The following is an 18,466-nucleotide window of genomic DNA, read 5'->3' as shown; positions in this document are numbered from 1 at the left end:
CTTATGCGTCTTTATAACGCACAGGTTCTTTAATTGTCACGCGGCGATATACAATGATAATCAAGGAAATAATGATAGCAATGATTGAAACCACTTGAGCGGTGCGAATTTCACCAATTAAATATAAGCTGTCCGTGCGCATTCCTTCAATAAAATATCTTCCGAATGAGTACCAGACAATATAGAATAAGAACATTTCTCCACGTATTAAGTTGACACGACGTAACAAGATTAATATCACAACCCCTGTAAAGTTCCACAACGATTCATATAAAAATGTTGGATGATAATATATACCATCTATACGCATTTGATTGATAATCCAGTCTGGTAGAAACATATTTTCTAAGAAACTACGTGACACTGGACCACCATGTGCTTCTTGGTTCATAAAGTTACCCCAGCGTCCGACTGTTTGCCCAATTAAAATACTTGGTGCAGTAATATCTGCTAACTTTAAGAATGATTCTTTACGTTTTCTCGTAAATACATAAGCCGTGATAAACGACACAATCAAAGCACCGTGTATGGCCAGGCCGCCTTCCCATACTTGAAGAATTTGACCAGGATTTTGAGAATAATAGTCCCATTTAGAGAACACATAATATAATCGAGCGCCTAGTATAGCTAACGGTACAGCCCAAATTAATAAATCTGTTAAAAAATCTGGATGAAACTTTCTTTTCACCATTTCACTTTGTGCTACAAGAAATGCCAGGACGATCCCAAACGCAATGATTACTCCGTACCATCGTACTTCAATCGGCCCTAAAGAAATGGCAATTGGATCAATTGCTCCAAGTAAAAAATTCATGTTGTTCCCCTTCCATACTGCTTGCTTTTAATATGTAGCATCTCCATTTTGGCTAATCACATCATTTAAACGATTGGAGAATTCTTCTGCAGCATTTACACCCATTCGTTTCAATCGATGATTCATGGCTGCTACTTCTATAATAACTGCTAAGTTTCGACCAGGTCGAACGGGAATCGTCAGTTTGGTCAAATCTGTATCAATAATTTTCATTTTCTCTTCTTCGATTCCTAAACGATCATACGTCTTGCTTTTATCCCAAATTTCTAAATCAATTATAAGTGAAATTCGTTTAAAGCTACGGACTGCACTAGCACCAAACAAAGTCATAATGTCGATAATTCCAATTCCTCGAATTTCAAGCAAATGTTCAATTAGTTTCGGGGCATTTCCGATAAGCGTATTTTCTGCTTCTTGTCTAATTTCCACGCAATCATCCGCAACTAATCTATGTCCCCTTTTCACAAGTTCCAGTGCGGTCTCACTTTTACCAACTCCACTTTTCCCAGTAATTAAGATACCAACACCATAAATATCCACAAGTACACCATGCACTGCAGTCGTTGGTGCTAGTTTACTTTCAAGATAGTTTGTCAGTAAACTTGAAAATCGAGTCGTTGCCATTTTTGCAGTGAGGACTGGCACATGCTCTTCATTTGAGGCAATCTTCAGTTCCTCTGGCACCTTCATGTCATGCGAGATGATTATCGCAGGTGTTTCCGGTGAACATAATTTTTTCATACGCTCTATTCGTTCATGAGGCAACAACATATCATAAAATGATAGTTCTGTTTTGCCAAGTAGTTGTACGCGGTTAGCAGGATAGTGTGTGAAATAGCCAGCCATTTCTAAACCAGGACGTGAAATATCACTTATGGCAATATGTCTACCAATTCCTTCTTCACCACTCACAAGTGTTAAATCAAACATTTCCATCACGTCTTTTGTAGTCACTTGTACCAAAAAATCACCCACTTTCTTCGATATTCGAATTATCCGATATGTTCTTTATTTTAGCATGTGCACAGAAAAGCGCAACGCACCGATTTAGCTCGGCTCTGACGGTGGAAAGGCTGAATCGAAAACTTGTTTTCCCATAAGTTAGGGAAGGAAGGCTAAGAGCCCGACATCGTGTCGGAACGCCTTCATGACCAACACCCTGTTGGTTCAAGCGGCTATGCGACCTGGTGCTTGGCGCTAGGCATCATGAAATGCGCAAAGCTTGAAAGATTCGAGTCATGTTTATCATTGTTTCTTACAAGTATTATACATTTGTTGTCTCTTTTCCATTATTTTCTCCTATTTATGCGGTAGGAGGGATATTAAATGAAAAAAATTATTGTTGATGCAGGACATGGACCACATACAGCTGGCAAACGATCACCAGATGAGACCCTAAGAGAATTCATGTTTAATGAGGCTGTGGCTATTAGAGTCAAGAAGCTGTTAAATGCTGAAGGTTTTACGGTCATTTTTTCTCACGATGACACTCGAGACGTCGCGCTTTCAGAAAGGATTTCATTAGCGAACAAACTTAAAGTTGATGCATTTGTGTCGATTCATGCGAATGCTTTTGGAACTGACTGGAATGCTGCACATGGTATTGAAACTTATACCTGTTTACATCCTAGTAAAACTTCCGTAATAATGGCTACACAAGTTCAACAAGCATTGCTAATGCGCACTTCCAGAAAAGATCGAGGCATAAAAAAAGGGGATTTTGCCGTGCTACGTGAAACAACCATGCCCGCTATTTTAGTTGAGTGCGGATTTATGACCAATAAAGAAGAAGCCATATTATTAAAGAGTACCTTTTATAAGCAACGATGTGCACAAGCGATTGCATTTGGTATCCTTTGTTCGTTGGCATAAAATAGGATAATTCTCATTCCGAACATCGGCTATTCACTTTAGCTGATATTCGGTTTTTTTGTGTGTTTTCAATTAGATTTAAATTACCACAAAAAATAAAAAGAAGTTTTCCTGCTAATTTACCTCTAAGACACACAAAAACGGCCAGCACCTTAATAAAAGGGCTACCCGTGTTTTTGAATTGAAGCATGCGTTTCAAACCTTCAAGAGAGTATCCTTTTCTACTCAACGGTCTGATTATTTTCAGTTTTGTCTTCCAAATTGTTCTCAATATAAATTTTGCCCCATTCATACATAGAATCGAGAATCGGCATAAGACTTCTTCCTTGCTCAGTAAGTGAGTATTCAACTTTGGGTGGCACAACAGGATAGACTTCGCGATGAACAATCAAATGGTCTTCAAGTTCGCGTAATTGATTAACAAGCATCCTTTGCGTAATACCCGGCATGAGTGCCTTGAGTTCACCAAAGCGTTTGGTGCCTTCTTTACCTAGATGCCACAATACCAGCATTTTCCATTTTCCACCAATAATAGAAAGAGTTAATTCTTTTTCACAATTAAATATTTTCTCCCCCAAATTCGGCATTTTCTTCACCTCCATTGTTTACAGTATACTTTTTAGCACTATGTGTAAAAAAAGTGCGTACTTTCATTTTAACAACATACTAATTATACTAAACCTATCGCCGTTAGTAAAATCCATTAATTGATTTCACTAATAGGGCGAACGAGAGTCACTGCACAAAAAATACTATTTTATTGGGAGAGATTATTAAATGAAACTTCAATTAGCAATAGATCTTGTAGATACACAAGGTGCAATCAATTTAGTTAAAGAATTAGAAGAGTATATTGATGTTGTAGAAATCGGCACACCGGTTGTAATTAATGAAGGTCTTAGAGCTGTTAAAGCAATGAAAGAAGCATTTCCTAATTTAACTGTTTTAGCTGACTTAAAAATTATGGATGCAGCTGGATATGAAGTAAGCCAAGCTGTTGCTTCAGGTGCCGACATCGTAACAATTCTTGGAGCTGCGGAAGATGCGTCTATCCTGGGTGCCGTAGAAGAAGCCAAAAAACATGGTAAACAAATCCTAGTTGATATGATTGCTGTGAAAGATATCGCAACACGTGCAAAAGAACTTGATGAACTTGGCGTAGACTATATCTGTGTTCACACAGGTTATGATCTACAGGCTGTAGGACAAAACTCTCTCGAAGACCTTGCAACTATTAAAAGCGTTGTTAAAAATGCAAAAACTGCCGTTGCGGGTGGAATAAAATTAGAAACGTTACCAGAAGTCATTAAAGCTCAACCTGATCTTGTTATTGTAGGCGGCGGTATTACTGGACAAGAAGACATAAAAGCAGTAGCTGCTCAAATGCAAAAAATGATTAAACAAGGATAGTGACAAAAATGCAGACGACTCAATATTTAGCTGAAATCATAAAAGAATTAAACCAGACAGTCGACTTGATGGCTGATGAAGAAGCTGAAAAACTGGTAAACAAAATTCTTGAATCCAAGAAAGTCTTTGTGGTTGGGGCTGGTCGCTCTGGATTTATGGGCAAATCTTTTGTGATGCGAATGATGCACATGGGGATTGATGCCTATGTAGTCGGTGAAACCGTCACAGCTAATTTAGAAAAAGACAATCTGTTAATAATTGGTTCTGGCTCGGGTGAAACGAAAACCTTGGTTTCTATAGCAGAAAAGGCAAAAGGTTTGGACGGAACAGTCGCAGCTGTCACAATTTTCCCTGAATCCACGATAGGAAAATTAGCTGACATTATAGTTAAATTGCCTGGTTCACCAAAAGATAAATCCGAAAGTGAATACAAGACAATACAACCTATGGGGTCACTTTTTGAGCAAACAATGTTATTATTTTACGATGCATTGATTTTGCGTATCATGGAGAAAAAAGGATTGGACTCTAATAGGATGTATGGCAAACATGCTAATCTCGAATAGATTTCATCTAAAATATATGTAGACATGAAGACCGCATTAATTTCTTTTAGAAATTTGCGGTCTTTAATGCATGTCTCCATGTGGTTATACTTGATGGAGAGTATCTTATAAAAGTAAGGTCTATAAAAAAAGAAATGAGGTTGATTACATGGTTCGAATGGGCGTAGTTGGTACGAATATGATTACAGAAAAATTACTTGAAGCAGCACATGCTGTAGATGATTTTGAACTAACAGCAGTTTATTCTCGCACGATTGAACAGGCAGAAACATTTGCAAGCAACTACGGTGTAACAAAACTATTTACAAACCTAGAAGAAATGGCAGTTAGTGAAGAAATTGATGCGGTCTATATTGCTAGTCCTAATTCATTTCACGCAGAACAAGCTATTTTATTTTTACAAAATGGCAAACATGTATTGTGTGAAAAACCATTGGCTGCAAATTCAATTGAAGTAACCAAAATGATTCAAGCAGCTAAAGATCATAATGTCCTATTAATGGAAGCTATGAAATCAACATTACTTCCAGGTTTCAAGGTCATTCAAGATAACTTACATAAAATCGGTCCTATCCGTAGATACTTTGCTAGTTATTGTCAGTATTCTTCTCGTTATGATAAATACAAAGAAGGGATTGTACTCAATGCTTTTAATCCAAAGTTTGCTAATGGAGCATTAATGGACCTTGGTGTTTATTGTTTGTATCCACTTATCACTTTATTTGGTGAACCTAATGAAGTAAAGGCAACTGGCATAATGCTGGAATCAGGTGTGGATGGTGAAGGTAGCGTTGTTCTAAGCTATGACGATAAAGATGCTGTTGTCATGTATTCTAAAATATCAAATTCTTCTTTACCTAGCGAAATTCAAGGCGAAAACGGCAGCTTGATGATAGATAAAATTAGCTCGCCTGAGAAAGTTGAAATTCACTACAATGACGGCACTCGAGAACAATTAACTATCGACCAATCTCATCCAGCTATGTATTATGAGGTGAAAGAATTTATCGACTTAATCAATCAAGGAAAAATGGAGTCTGATATTAACTCATTTGCAAACTCACATACCACAATGCTAGTGGTGGATAGAATTCGAGCTGAAATTGGTCTTAAATATCCCAGTGATGAAAAATTAATTTAACACAAAACGTTTTACCAATAAAGAGATGGGCTTGTGACTTAGTCACTTGCCCATTTTTATTTTCATGATTTATTTTTACCATTATTTAACTATTACAACTAAAGTCGTGATTTTTACAACTAAATCAGTCAAAATTACAACTAAATGCCCCATTTTTACAACTAAACACGCTTTTTTTACAACTAAATCTCAATCACGAGAAAATTCCTATAACATGAAAAAAAGAAGCTAAGTGAACATGTCACTTAGCTTCTCTCTTATTCTTAAAGACCATCTATACATACGTATTATTTAGTCAAACGCTTCATAAGAGCAATTTTCTCAGCTTCAAACCCTGGTTTACCAAGTAAAGCAAACATATTCTTCTTGTATGCTTCTACTCCAGGTTGATCAAACGGGTTCACTCCAAGCAAATATCCGCTAATCCCACATGCCTTTTCAAAGAAGTAAACCATTTCACCATAGGTGTATTCATTCATTTCATCAAATTCAATCACAAGGTTTGGTACTCCCCCGTCGATATGTGCCAACAGCGTTCCCTGGAATGCATTTTTATTCACTTCATCCATTGTCTTACCTGCTAAGAAATTTAACCCATCAGTGTCTTCTGGATCTTCTTGAATATTTATTTCAACTCGAGGTTTCTTCACTTGAAGAACCGTTTCTAAAAGGTTACGTCTACCTTCTTGTACATATTGCCCCATTGAATGTAAATCGGTTGAAAAATCAACGGCAGCAGGGAAAAGGCCTTTTTGATCTTTCCCTTCACTTTCACCAAACAACTGTTTCCACCATTCAGATACAAAATGTAGTGAAGGCTCATAGTTAACCAGTAGTTCAATGACTTTCCCTTTATTGTAAAGTGCATTTCGAACTGCAGCATACTGATAACTTTCATTCGTGGCTAAATCCGGATTATTGTATTTTAGAGCAGCATCTGCCGCCCCTGCCATCAGTTGGTCAATATCTAGTCCTGCCACGGCAATCGGTAATAGACCCACTGCTGTAAGAACTGAGTATCTTCCTCCTACATCATCAGGAATAACAAAAGTTTCATAGCCTTCTTTATCTGCAAGCTCTTTTAATGCGCCTTTTGACTGATCTGTAGTAGCGAATATACGTTTTTGTGACTCTTCTTTTCCATATTTTTTCTCCATAAAATCGCGGAAAATACGGAAAGCAAGTGCAGGTTCTGTAGTTGTTCCTGATTTAGAAATAATATTGACAGAGATATCTTTACCTTCCAATAGCTCAAATAAATGGGTTAGATAAGTAGAACTGATATTTTGACCTGCAAAATAAACTTGTGTTTTATCATTCATTTGATTATGGAAACTATGAGATAGAGCTTCAATTGCTGCTCGAGCACCGAGATATGATCCTCCAATACCGACGACAATAAGAGCATCTGATTGGTTTTTAATTCTCTCTGCTGCTTGTTTAATTCTCGCAAATTCATCCTTATCATAATTAAGTGGCAAATCAACCCAACCAAGATACTCAGAACCTGGGCCAGTCTTTTCATGAAGCATATCATGTGCCACTTTAACAAATCCGCTTAGATTATCTACTTCACTCTTTTCCATAAAAGATAAAGCATTAGTGTAATCAAAAGAAATAGTCATACGTTTTTTCCCCTTTCGAATGAACCCCTTATTTTTCGGGTTTGTCTACTGTTAAAAAGTCGAATTCACTTTTCTTCCGAATGTCAAATCCTTCACCAAAGGCAGTAGGGTTTCCTACCACCATTTAAATCCGTCCACTTTCAATAATTGATTTGAAGGGTCAGGTCCCATTGAACCTGAGGGATATAGATGAAGCGGAAGGATGTCTTCCTCAAACGCCTCTAAAATAGGTTGTACCCATTGCCAAGATAATTCAACTTCTTTCCAATGAGCAAAGAATGTCGAATCACCACGCAAAGCATCAAAAATCAATAACTCATAGGCTTCTGGTACATCTTTCCCACTCGAAGAAAAGTCAACAACTATAGGTTCTAAATTCCCATTTTGAGGGTTTTTGCTATTTAGTTGCATTGATACTCCTTCATATGGGCTTACATTGATAACTAATAAATTTGGTGCAGCATTTTGGTTGTCGTTTCTATACAAATCCTTTAATGGATTTTTAAATTCAATCACGATTTTCGTGAATTTCTCATTCATTCTCTTTCCGGTACGAATGTAGAAGGGTACGCCCTGCCAAAAATCATTGTCTATCCACACGCGAGTTGCTACAAATGTATCATTTTTAGAAGAAGTGGCAACACCAGGTTCTTTATTATACCCTATTACGCCAGACCCCTGGATTTCGCCTGGACCATATTGTCCGCGTACCACGTGATCAACTACCTCTTCTTTTTTAAGTGGTCGAAGAGACTCCATAACTTTTATCTTCTCAGAACGAATGTCCGTCGTACTTATCTGTGTCGGGAGGTGCATAGCCGTCATCATTAGCAGTTGTAGCATATGATTTTGAACCATATCCCGAATAGCTCCTGCTTTGTCATAATAACCAGCTCTCGCTTCTACACCAACTGTTTCACTTGCAGTAATCTGGACATTGGCAATATGTTGATTGTTCCACAACGCTTGAAGTATCGGGTTGGCAAATCCTAACGCCTCCAGATTTTGAACCATAGGCTTTCCAAGGTAATGGTCTATACGATAAATTTCGTCTTCTTCAAAAGCATTGCTTAATTTTTCGTTTAAATGTTGTGAAGATTTCAAGTCATGCCCAAATGGTTTTTCGATCATCAATCGTTTACACCCATTCGTTGAGCTTAATCCGCTCTCCTTGATATTCGATGCAATCATATCAAAAAATTCAGGCGCAACAGATAGATAAAACATACGATTTTCTTTAATTTCTCTATCTTTTTCATTTTGTTGAATGACATCAAGTAAATTTTTATAATCTTCACCATTCGTGACATCTAAACGGTTATAACGACATAACTTTATAAACTCTTCTATATGATGTTTTTCATCCACTACATGTCTAGAAAAAGTTAGTAACGATTCTTTTATACGTATTTGAAAATCATCATCAGATAATTCTCCTCTACCCACACCAATTATTAAAAAAGAATCCGGTAATTTATTATCTAGATATAAATTAAACAAGGCAGGATAGATTTTTCTCTTAGCTAAATCCCCCGTAGCCCCAAACAAAACAAAAGTCATAGAATCCACTTTTTTATTCCTCCACTTCAAAAACATTTCCAAACTAGAATAATGCTTATTTTTTTGTTATTTATAATAAAAGAGTATTAAGATTTTTCGTTCATCCACTCATAGTAGATTTAGTACAGAAGTAAGTATAATGTTTATCGTGTTTTTTTGTAAGTACGCACTTTATTAACAGCTAGTTACTTTTGATATAGTTAGTAACAAAAAACATACTGTAGACTGTATGTAGAACAGGCTTAACTTGTACATTCGTAATATACCCAACCACAGAATATAAACACTATTTTTTTTACAAAGGATAAAAATACCCGCTATTCAAGAGAAAAAGTAGTTTTACTAGACAATTTAATCAACAACATGCGAGGATAACCATATCGCTTATGAAGCAAATACATTATTAGGATGGGATTATATAATGAAAATGCATGATGTGACAGGAACTATTTATGAAGGAATGACCGTTTACAAAAATAAACCTGAAAAACAACCAAAAATGAATCAAGGAACGGATGGATATGTCACGGAAACTCGTCTTGAGTTAGATGTACATACAGGGACACATATTGATGCACCACGTCATATGGTTGTTGATGGCGATACGTTTGAAACAATCTCAATGGACGATCTTGTGGGGCAATGTAAAGTTTTCGATTTAACACAAGTGGAAGACGGAATTTCGAAAAAGGATCTAGAAAGATTTGACATTCAAAAAAATGATTTCGTATTTTTCAAAACGAAAAATTCTTTTGAAGATACATTTAATTTTGATTTCATTTATCTTACGCAAGACGGAGCAGAATACCTTTCTGAGATAGGTGTACGAGGGGTAGGAATAGACACACTTGGAATTGAACGCAGTCAAGAAGGGCATCCAACCCATAAAACATTATTTGCCAAAAAAATAATTATCATTGAAGGACTTCGCTTAAAGGAAATTAATCAAGGCGAATATTTCATGGTTGCTGCACCACTTAAGTTAGAAGGCACAGACGGTTCTCCTGCAAGAGTATTGTTATTTGAGGGACTACAATAAGTTTCTGTGATTTTAGGGATACAGAAGTTCGAAAAAAAATTCATAGAAAAAACCCGTATCCAGTCACCTTTTTTAAAGTGTCTGAGATACGGGTTTTTATTTTTACACGCTTAATTATTCAGAAGAGATGTAACGAACTAGAATTGATCCTGTTTTGGCTTCGCCCTTAATGTAGAGAGGAGCAACTGTTGAGCCTACAATTTCTTTTGTAAAACGAATGTTTTTTTGCAAGAAATGCTCTTGTTCATTTACTCGTGTAACATCAGTTAGTGCAACTTCCATTTTCCCGAAGTTCGAAGCTATTTCTCCATGTAAACCAACTGTAGAAGGAACATAAATTTCAACTGCACCAGCTACAGCGCGCCCTTCAATTTTCCGAGCATCTGTATTTTTTGTTGTTACAACAACATGCCCGTTAACTGATTGAGCCTCGATGTCTACTAAATGGCCGTCGATATAGATTTTTCCATTGATCGTTTCGGCATCAATTTTATTTCCTTTTGCCTCTTTTATCTGAATGGCACCATTTGCAGTTTGTACTTCACCATCTTCAAGATGAACATCTTTCAGTTCAATCTTGCCATTCGCAGTTTTAACTTTCAGACGACCTACTTCTAAATGTTTTCCGATAAATGCACCATTAAACAAGCGCACTGAAATTGAATCGTACAGTTGTTTTGGTACGTATAAAACGACGTTTACAGATGTCGTTTTCAAATCACTAATGATGCGTAATCGTTGTTGATCCACTACAAATACAAACTTCTCAAGAAATTCTTTCTTTGTATCCTCTTCTTGTGCTGTGCGGTAGACCTTCACATGACATTCTGCACGTACTTGACCGTCTTGTGACGGATACATTTCGAATTTACCATTGGCAATATCTACTGATATTTCTTTAAAGTCAACGTTTTCTTTTGTAACGGTGTGATGAAATTCGTTAGGCTCACCAAACGGCATCTCAAAATCAAATGATTTCATTTTCCCTACCGTTGTTTGCATAAATTGCATGAAGCGGTCACTGAACTGGGAAAAGTCTCGTTTAATATCTTCCATAAAATCTTCTGCTTGAGAGGATGTGGATTTCTTGTTGTGTGTTTCTGAATTCGAGTTTGTTGAATGAGTTTTTGATTCAGACTGACTACCAGCATACGATGATGCAAGTGGCTTCGTCCCCTCATTTCCTAGAGCCTCTAGCAATATTAACGCTTCTTGAGCAGATATCGTCCCTTTTTCGACTGAATCTAAAATGCGTTTACGTTCTTCTTGCATATATTTGGCCTCCTTCAAAGCCGCTTTGCGCGGTACTTTGTTCTTCTCTTATACATACGAATTACAAACAAGAAAAGTTTCATTTTACTGCAACTGTCTCTTTTTTCTTCGTTCTCTTCGATGATGCTTTTGCTATTTGCTCTTCCATACGCTTGCTGTCACGTTCAAGTATTGGCTTTAAATAGTGACCTGTATAAGACTTTTTGACTTTAGCAATTTCTTCAGGTGTTCCGACAGCTAAGATGGTTCCACCCTTGTCGCCACCTTCTGGACCCAAGTCAATAACATAATCTGATGTTTTGATCACATCTAAATTATGTTCAATTACTACTACCGTGTCACCACTCTCCACTAAACGTTGTAAGACGATAAGTAGCCGTGCAATATCATGTGCATGTAATCCAGTAGTCGGTTCATCTAATATATAGAAAGACTTGCCGTTCGAGCGTTTGTGTAATTCAGATGCCAATTTCACACGCTGCGCTTCACCACCAGATAACGTCGTTGCTGGTTGACCTAGCGTCATGTACCCAAGTCCAACATCGACAATGGTCTGAAGTTTACGATTAATCTTTGGTATATTTTCGAAGAATTTCACCGCATCCTCAGCAGTCATTTTTAATACGTCAGCAATGTTTTCACCTTTGTATTTCACTTCTAGTGTTTCACGGTTATAGCGCTTGCCGTGACAAATTTCACATGGTACATAGACGTCTGGCAAGAAATGCATTTCTATTTTAATAATCCCGTCTCCCCGACACGCTTCACAGCGGCCACCTTTGACATTGAAACTGAAACGTCCTTTTTTATAGCCACGAACCTTCGCTTCATTCGTTGATGCATAGACATCACGTATATCATCGAACACGCCTGTATAGGTTGCTGGATTTGATCTAGGTGTTCGACCGATTGGAGATTGGTCAATATCGATGACTTTTTCAAGCTGTTCGATACCCGTTACTTCTTTGTGTTGTCCTGGTTTTGCTTTTGCACGATTTAATTTTTGTGCAAGTGATTTATGCAAGATTTCATTGATTAACGTACTTTTACCTGAACCTGATACACCTGTAACAGAAGTAAAGACACCCAGTGGAATATCCACCGTTACATTTTTCAAGTTATTCGCAGTTGCCCCTTTTATCGAAATCATTCGACCATCTGGTTTTCGACGCTCAGTAGGCAGTGGGATAAATTTCTTGCCGCTCAAATATTGACCAGTAATCGACTTCGTACTCTTCATTACTTGTGTCGGTGTTCCAGCTGCCACTATTTCGCCACCATGTACTCCAGCCCCTGGACCCACATCTATTAAATAATCCGCAGCCATCATCGTATCTTCATCATGTTCGACCACGATTAATGTGTTGCCAATATCACGCATGTTTTTAAGCGTTTCAATTAAACGATTATTATCACGTTGATGTAAACCAATCGATGGCTCATCTAAAATGTAAAGCACTCCCGTTAAACGTGAACCGATTTGAGTCGCTAAACGAATACGCTGTGCTTCACCACCTGATAATGTCCCAGCAGCTCTATTTAATGTTAAATAATCTAATCCTACATTTATAAGGAACCCTAGTCGTTCATGAAGTTCACGTAAAATGAGACGTGCAATTTGCATATCTTTTTCGGATAACTCCAATGACTTGAAGAATGCATCCGCTTCTTCAATCGAGAATGACGTTACTTGTCCGATATGAAGTGACGCTACTTTAACTGCTAATGTTTCCGGCTTTAGGCGATACCCTGTACATGTTGGACAGTCTTGTTGTGCCATATACTTTTCCATTTGTTCTCGAATATAATCAGAAGACGTCTCTTTATATCGACGTTCGATATTTTTTAAAACACCTTCAAAATAAATTTCATTATCTCGGACTTGTCCAAAATCATTTTCGTAACGGAATCGAATTTTATCTGCACCCGATCCATGAAGCACTTTATCCATTTGATCTTTTGTCAGTTTTGAAACAGCTTTATTCATATTGATTTTATAATGTTTACACACGGCTGCTAGCAGTTGTGGATAGTACTGCGAACTCGTCGGTTCCCATGGAGCAATAGCGCCTTCACTTAATGACTTCGACCAATCAGGAATGACGAGTTCTTGGTCGACTTCAAGCTTCGTACCAAGTCCGTCACATTCAGGACATGCACCAAAAGGACTGTTGAATGAAAACATACGTGGTTCTAATTCGCCAATTGAAAAGCCACAAATCGGACAAGCATGGTGTTCACTAAACAGCAATAACTCGTGTTCCATAACATCGATTAATACACGCCCATCAGCTAATCTTAGTGCTGCTTCTAAAGAATCTGCTAGCCTCGGTGCAATATCTTCTTTCATCACAACTCGGTCAATTACAATTTCAATGTCATGTTTCTTATTTTTATCCAAATTAATATCATCATCTAAATCCATTAAGTCTCCATTTACACGTACACGGACATATCCTTGTTTCTTAACATCTTCAAGCATTTTAGCATGCGTCCCTTTTCGACCAGAGACGATTGGGGCTAAAATTTGCATACGCGTTTTTTCTTGAAATTCCATCAATCGATCTACCATTTGTTCAATGGTTTGAGAAGATATTTCGATTCCATGATTCGGACAGATTGGCTTACCTACACGTGCAAATAACAAACGTAAGTAATCGTAAATCTCGGTTACAGTTCCAACTGTCGAACGAGGGTTACGACTGGTTGTTTTTTGATCAATCGAAATGGCAGGCGACAAACCTTCAATTACATCTACATCTGGTTTGTCCATTTGCCCTAAAAACTGTCGTGCATAAGATGATAGCGATTCTACATATCGTCTTTGACCTTCTGCATAAATAGTATCGAAAGCGAGTGATGATTTTCCTGAACCGGACAAACCTGTCATAACAACAAGTTTATCGCGTGGAATGGTTAAACTGACATTTTTCAAATTGTGTGCACGTGCACCTTCTATACGAATTTCTTGATTTTTCAAATCACTTCATCCTTCCACTTTCAGTTCCAAAATCGTATCGCGCAGTTCAGCTGCACGTTCGAAATCGAGTGCCTTCGCTGCGTCTTTCATTTCTTTTTCTAGTGTTAATAACAATGTTTGTTTCTCATCTTTGGTTAATTTCTTCCCTTTTGTCACTTTCTCCATATAAGTAATTGTTTCTTCAGCATCACGAGATGCACGAATAACGTCGCGAATTTTCTTTTGAATCGTTTTTGGTGTAATTCCGTGTTTTTTGTTATATTCGATTTGAATGTTGCGACGACGATCTGTTTCTCCAATTGCTTTCGTCATTGAATCCGTCATACGATCTGCATACATAATTACGTGACCATTTGAGTTTCGGGCTGCTCGCCCGGTGATTTGAATAAGTGATCGTTCCGAACGTAAAAATCCTTCTTTATCTGCATCAAGTATCGCCACGAGTGAAACTTCTGGAATGTCGAGACCTTCTCTTAGTAAGTTAATTCCTACCAACACGTCATATGTTCCCATTCGAAGTTCTCTAATAATTTCAATACGCTCAAGTGTTTTAATCTCTGAGTGTAAGTAGTTAACTTTTATTCCTATTTCTTTTAGGTAATCCGTTAAATCCTCGGACATTTTTTTCGTTAATGTAGTAATTAGCACACGTTCGTTGCGCTCAGAGCGTTGTCGGATTTCATCAATTAAATCATCAATTTGCCCTTCAATTGGACGGACATCGATTGTAGGGTCTAAGAGTCCTGTAGGTCGAATAATTTGCTCAACCATCTCCGGTGTATGTTCTAGTTCATATGCTCCTGGTGTCGCAGAAACGAAAATCGCTTGTTTCATATGTCCCTCAAATTCTTGGAATGTTAACGGACGGTTATCCATGGCAGATGGTAAACGGAAGCCATGTTCCACTAACATTTTTTTACGCGCTTGGTCTCCATTAAACATCCCACGCACTTGAGGTAATGTGACATGACTTTCATCGACGACTATTAAGAAGTCGTCTGGGAAGTAATCGAGTAATGTATAAGGAGTTGCGCCTGGTTCGCGTAGTGTTAAGTGTCGCGAGTAGTTTTCAATTCCTGAACAAAAGCCCATTTCTCGCATCATCTCTAAGTCGTAGCGAGTACGTTGTTCCAGTCGTTGCGCTTCTAGTAATTTATCTTCACCCCGAAGGACTTTTAACTGTTGTTCTAATTCAACTTCTATGTTTTCAATCGCTACTAACAATTTCTCTTCACGTGTAACGAAGTGGGAGTTCGGGAAGATGGCGACGTGTTCTCGTTCACCAATGATTTCACCGGTTAATGCATCTACTTCACGAATTCGGTCAATTTCGTCTCCAAAAAACTCAACACGAATACAGCGCTCATCTCGAGATGCCGGGAAAATTTCAACCACATCTCCACGCACTCTGAATTTTCCGCGCACAAAGTTCATATCATTTCGTTCATATTGGATGTCGACTAATTTACGAAGTAACTGATTGCGTTCAATTTCCATTCCCATACGCAAGGACAATACCATATCACGATATTCTTCAGGATTCCCTAAACCGTATATACATGAAACGGATGCAACAATTAATACATCCTGTCGTTCAAATAAAGCCGACGTTGCAGAGTGGCGCAACTTGTCAATTTCTTCATTAATGCTCGAATCTTTTTCAATATACGTATCTGTTTGAGGTACATAAGCTTCTGGTTGATAGTAATCGTAGAAGCTAACGAAATACTCCACCGCATTATTTGGAAAGAATTCTTTAAACTCACTATATAGTTGTCCCGCTAGTGTTTTATTATGAGCCATGACCAATGTTGGTTTTTTAATTTCCGTGACTACATTAGATACGGTAAAAGTTTTACCTGTTCCTGTCGCACCGAGCAAAGTTTGGTATTTCTTACCATCCGCTATTCCTTTAATCAATTCCTGAATTGCTTGCGGCTGGTCTCCATCTGGTTTATAAGGTGCCTGTAAATCAAAAGATTGTTCCATGGTTTCTCCCCTAACTTAAAAGCGAAAATCGATACTTTAGCTCTGGTCGATCATTTTCATTATTGTTCATATTTTATCATATTCCCCATTTGAATACGAATAAAAAGCGAACGTATGTTTTTTCGTTCAAAAAGTAAAAATTGTCGGCGGCGTTAGAAGGATGAAAAGTGAATATGCACTTTTCTGATCCATAAAGTTCCCGCGACTTGCCTAGTGGAACTAGCAATTTAAAGAGGATAGCATGTTATGAGAAGCTGCTTGTGAATTTAGACATAAAGAAAATCCGCTCTTCGAAAAGAGCGGATGATTCACGAATTATAGAATCAAGATTACACACTGTCTTGCTGTAACTGACTTAGCTCGTTGGCGTACGCCACAAACGACCCTTTATCTTTTTGATCGAGCGCATGATCAATCAAAGTTAATAAGCGATCTTTTCGTTGTTCTCTATGTACATGGTTTAGAAATAAATCCATGTAGATTTCGTTCAACAGTTTTTCCGCTTCACTAACGGTTTGATTTCGCCCCATCGCTTTTAGAAAATCAGCATATGAATAATACTTATCCATTGCAATCACCTCGGATGCCTTTTTTCTATTATAAGTAAAAACGGTAGGAAGTTGCAAATGTTTTTTCTGAAAATTCGCTATGTTTTATTTTTTTCTAAATATTTTTAATTATTAGTAAATTAGTGTTGATTAATTGCCATATTTCTCTATAATAGGGTTTGTAGTCTATTAATAGGGGAGTGAATACATGGGAGAAAAGTTCTTAGCAACATCTAATTACCTAGTTTCATTCAATACAATTGCACTTGTACCCACTTGGATTGAGAATAATCTTTATACTAGAGTCATCGAAAATCATACTGAATTTCTTGTCAAAATGAAGCCCAATGCAATAATTAAAAAATCGCTCATTTTTTATGGAAATTCTTATAAGCATGCTACTTTTTTCTCTCGGGAGTCCATTGGACGTTTACACAAACTCCCTCTTATGATTTCACATGATTTTGGAGTTCCTTTAATTATGATGCCTACACTTTCCGCTGAATCAGAAGGGAATATTTGGATTTCTTTTTCTGCTGTCGACCGTTATTCCTTGAACTCTCGCAATCAATGCTTGGTACATTTCACTAACTCTGAAATTCTACCGGTAAATGTTTCGCATTCTACGATGTGCAGGCAATTTGTTCTTTCTCATTTCCTGACGAATCATTTTCAAAAAACACGTGACCAAATGAATCATCCCTTTTCCCAGTCAAAACTTACATATAACCCTACTCGAAAAAACCCAAAGAGATGATACATACACCTAAGCCCTTCGTTCTTTAAAAGGGCTTTTTATTATGACTTTTGATTAAGCCATCTCATTTTTTCTTCAATTCGCTTGTTTAGCAATAGATAAATACACACCAAGCAATTCCTCCACTCGATTCCGCAATCTTACGTTTAAATAGCGACGATGCTCTTCGTATCCACTGTGAAAGAAAACATATTCGGTGAAGGTATCATCGCGATTACCACGAATGACTTTCATGTTATGTTGGCGCAAATAGAGCTTAGTGTCTGTCAGTTCTCGTTGCGCTTCTTTAACTGCATGATCAATCATCGCAACATAAGGTCTCTTCAATTTGAAGGCACCTTTTTCAACGGTTTCTCGGTCCCTCTCTAAAATGGTTAATACCATCGGCAAATAAATCATTTTCTCAAAATAGGGTAAACTTTCGGATGGAATGAGCGGCATGTTCTCGCCTCCTTTAAGAACGTCTGTTCGTATTTTATATTGTACGCTCATTTCAAAAAATTACAAGTGGGAATTTAGGGTATTTATCAATGAAAGCCTTGCTATATCTCACATTCAAGTTAACTTGAATGTGAGATAGCTAGAGTAATTCAGTGTCGAAAGACGTAAGAAAAACCGGGCAAAGTACGCCCGGTCTTTTTAAGAAGAGTAACCATAGTAGCCTGTTGATTTCCGCTACGGTGGACGCTTTTCGCGGGCATGGCTTCAGTCTCCTCGTCACTGCGTTCCTGCGGGGCCTTCAGCTCATGCTATTCCCGCAGAAGTCGCCACCTGCGCTTCAATCAACTAATATAGATGACAACTACGATTATAGGCGGCTGGTTCTATCTCTAGCTTAACTTAGAATCATTTATTCGTGTCTTAGCAATAAACAATTGATAGATTTTCTGTTG

General features: G+C 37.7%; 16 protein-coding genes. 6 read left to right on the top strand and 10 right to left on the bottom strand.

The genetic code is table 11. The annotated features are described in order from the left end of the window. Position 1: 1 nt before the first annotated feature. A complete protein-coding gene (gene lgt, locus ACFPYN_RS08200) occupies positions 2-814 on the bottom strand; it encodes a prolipoprotein diacylglyceryl transferase (protein WP_377733485.1) in 813 nt (270 codons plus the stop codon). Between the two features lie 27 nt (positions 815-841). After that, positions 842-1,777: an HPr(Ser) kinase/phosphatase gene (gene hprK, locus ACFPYN_RS08195; RefSeq protein ID WP_377733484.1), complete on the bottom strand. Its 936-nt coding sequence runs from the start codon at positions 1,775-1,777 to the stop codon at positions 842-844. 363 nt (positions 1,778-2,140) lie between these two features. On the opposite strand from hprK, the gene ACFPYN_RS08190 reads away from it, so the two are divergent. Further along, entirely contained in the window at positions 2,141-2,686 is a 546-nt protein-coding gene (locus ACFPYN_RS08190; protein ID WP_377733482.1) for an N-acetylmuramoyl-L-alanine amidase, read from the top strand. Between the two features lie 221 nt (positions 2,687-2,907). Here the strand turns inward: ACFPYN_RS08190 and ACFPYN_RS08185 are convergent, their stop codons facing one another. Next, a complete protein-coding gene (locus ACFPYN_RS08185) occupies positions 2,908-3,273 on the bottom strand; it encodes a winged helix-turn-helix transcriptional regulator (RefSeq protein ID WP_377733480.1) in 366 nt (121 codons plus the stop codon). A 190-nt stretch (positions 3,274-3,463) separates the two neighbouring features. Between ACFPYN_RS08185 and hxlA the strand changes: the two genes are divergently transcribed. The 3 genes from hxlA (at position 3,464) to ACFPYN_RS08170 (ending at position 5,803) form a co-directional block, all read left to right on the top strand. Then, positions 3,464-4,096 (top strand): 3-hexulose-6-phosphate synthase, encoded by a 633-nt coding sequence (hxlA, locus tag ACFPYN_RS08180; RefSeq protein WP_377733478.1) that lies wholly within the window; start codon positions 3,464-3,466, stop codon positions 4,094-4,096. A gap of 8 nt (positions 4,097-4,104) precedes the next feature. After that, entirely contained in the window at positions 4,105-4,662 is a 558-nt protein-coding gene (hxlB, locus tag ACFPYN_RS08175; protein WP_377733476.1) for a 6-phospho-3-hexuloisomerase, read from the top strand. A 148-nt stretch (positions 4,663-4,810) separates the two neighbouring features. Beyond that, positions 4,811-5,803 (top strand): Gfo/Idh/MocA family protein, encoded by a 993-nt coding sequence (locus tag ACFPYN_RS08170; RefSeq protein WP_377733474.1) that lies wholly within the window; start codon positions 4,811-4,813, stop codon positions 5,801-5,803. Between the two features lie 287 nt (positions 5,804-6,090). Here ACFPYN_RS08170 and ACFPYN_RS08165 read toward each other — a convergent pair whose 3' ends face one another. Next, positions 6,091-7,428, bottom strand: coding sequence for a glucose-6-phosphate isomerase (locus ACFPYN_RS08165; RefSeq protein WP_377733472.1), 1,338 nt, complete (start codon positions 7,426-7,428; stop codon positions 6,091-6,093). Between the two features lie 114 nt (positions 7,429-7,542). Further along, complete coding sequence (gene zwf, locus ACFPYN_RS08160) at positions 7,543-8,997, bottom strand: glucose-6-phosphate dehydrogenase (protein WP_377733471.1); 1,455 nt, start codon at positions 8,995-8,997, stop codon at positions 7,543-7,545. A 412-nt stretch (positions 8,998-9,409) separates the two neighbouring features. Here zwf and ACFPYN_RS08155 point away from each other — a divergent pair, with 412 nt between their 5' ends. Continuing rightward, positions 9,410-10,027 carry a cyclase family protein gene (locus ACFPYN_RS08155; RefSeq protein ID WP_377733470.1) on the top strand — a complete coding sequence of 206 codons (618 nt, stop codon included), beginning with the start codon at positions 9,410-9,412 and terminating at the stop codon, positions 10,025-10,027. Positions 10,028-10,141: 114 nt separating this feature from the next. On the opposite strand, the gene ACFPYN_RS08150 is transcribed toward ACFPYN_RS08155, so the two are convergent. The 4 genes from ACFPYN_RS08150 to ACFPYN_RS08135 all read right to left on the bottom strand — a co-directional run bounded on the left by ACFPYN_RS08150 (position 10,142) and on the right by ACFPYN_RS08135 (position 16,837). Beyond that, positions 10,142-11,299: a DUF4097 family beta strand repeat-containing protein gene (locus tag ACFPYN_RS08150; protein ID WP_377733469.1), complete on the bottom strand. Its 1,158-nt coding sequence runs from the start codon at positions 11,297-11,299 to the stop codon at positions 10,142-10,144. 79 nt (positions 11,300-11,378) lie between these two features. Further along, the gene (gene uvrA / locus ACFPYN_RS08145) at positions 11,379-14,279 is read right to left on the bottom strand and encodes an excinuclease ABC subunit UvrA (protein ID WP_377733468.1); all 2,901 of its coding nucleotides are present in this window, start codon (positions 14,277-14,279) and stop codon (positions 11,379-11,381) included. A 6-nt stretch (positions 14,280-14,285) separates the two neighbouring features. Next, the gene (uvrB, locus tag ACFPYN_RS08140; RefSeq protein ID WP_377733467.1) at positions 14,286-16,268 is read right to left on the bottom strand and encodes an excinuclease ABC subunit UvrB; all 1,983 of its coding nucleotides are present in this window, start codon (positions 16,266-16,268) and stop codon (positions 14,286-14,288) included. Positions 16,269-16,597: 329 nt separating this feature from the next. After that, positions 16,598-16,837, bottom strand: a complete 240-nt coding sequence (locus ACFPYN_RS08135) for an IDEAL domain-containing protein (RefSeq protein ID WP_377733466.1) — start codon at positions 16,835-16,837, stop codon at positions 16,598-16,600. A 187-nt stretch (positions 16,838-17,024) separates the two neighbouring features. Here ACFPYN_RS08135 and ACFPYN_RS08130 point away from each other — a divergent pair, with 187 nt between their 5' ends. Beyond that, entirely contained in the window at positions 17,025-17,573 is a 549-nt protein-coding gene (locus ACFPYN_RS08130; protein WP_377733465.1) for a competence protein ComK, read from the top strand. 75 nt (positions 17,574-17,648) lie between these two features. On the opposite strand, the gene ACFPYN_RS08125 is transcribed toward ACFPYN_RS08130, so the two are convergent. Then, positions 17,649-18,014, bottom strand: coding sequence for a hypothetical protein (locus tag ACFPYN_RS08125; protein ID WP_377733464.1), 366 nt, complete (start codon positions 18,012-18,014; stop codon positions 17,649-17,651). Positions 18,015-18,466 lie beyond the last annotated feature (452 nt).

The organism is Paenisporosarcina macmurdoensis (assembly GCF_042658845.1).
GTDB lineage: Bacteria > Bacillota > Bacilli > Bacillales_A > Planococcaceae > Paenisporosarcina > Paenisporosarcina macmurdoensis.
This window is presented reverse-complemented; position numbering and strand designations above follow the sequence as displayed.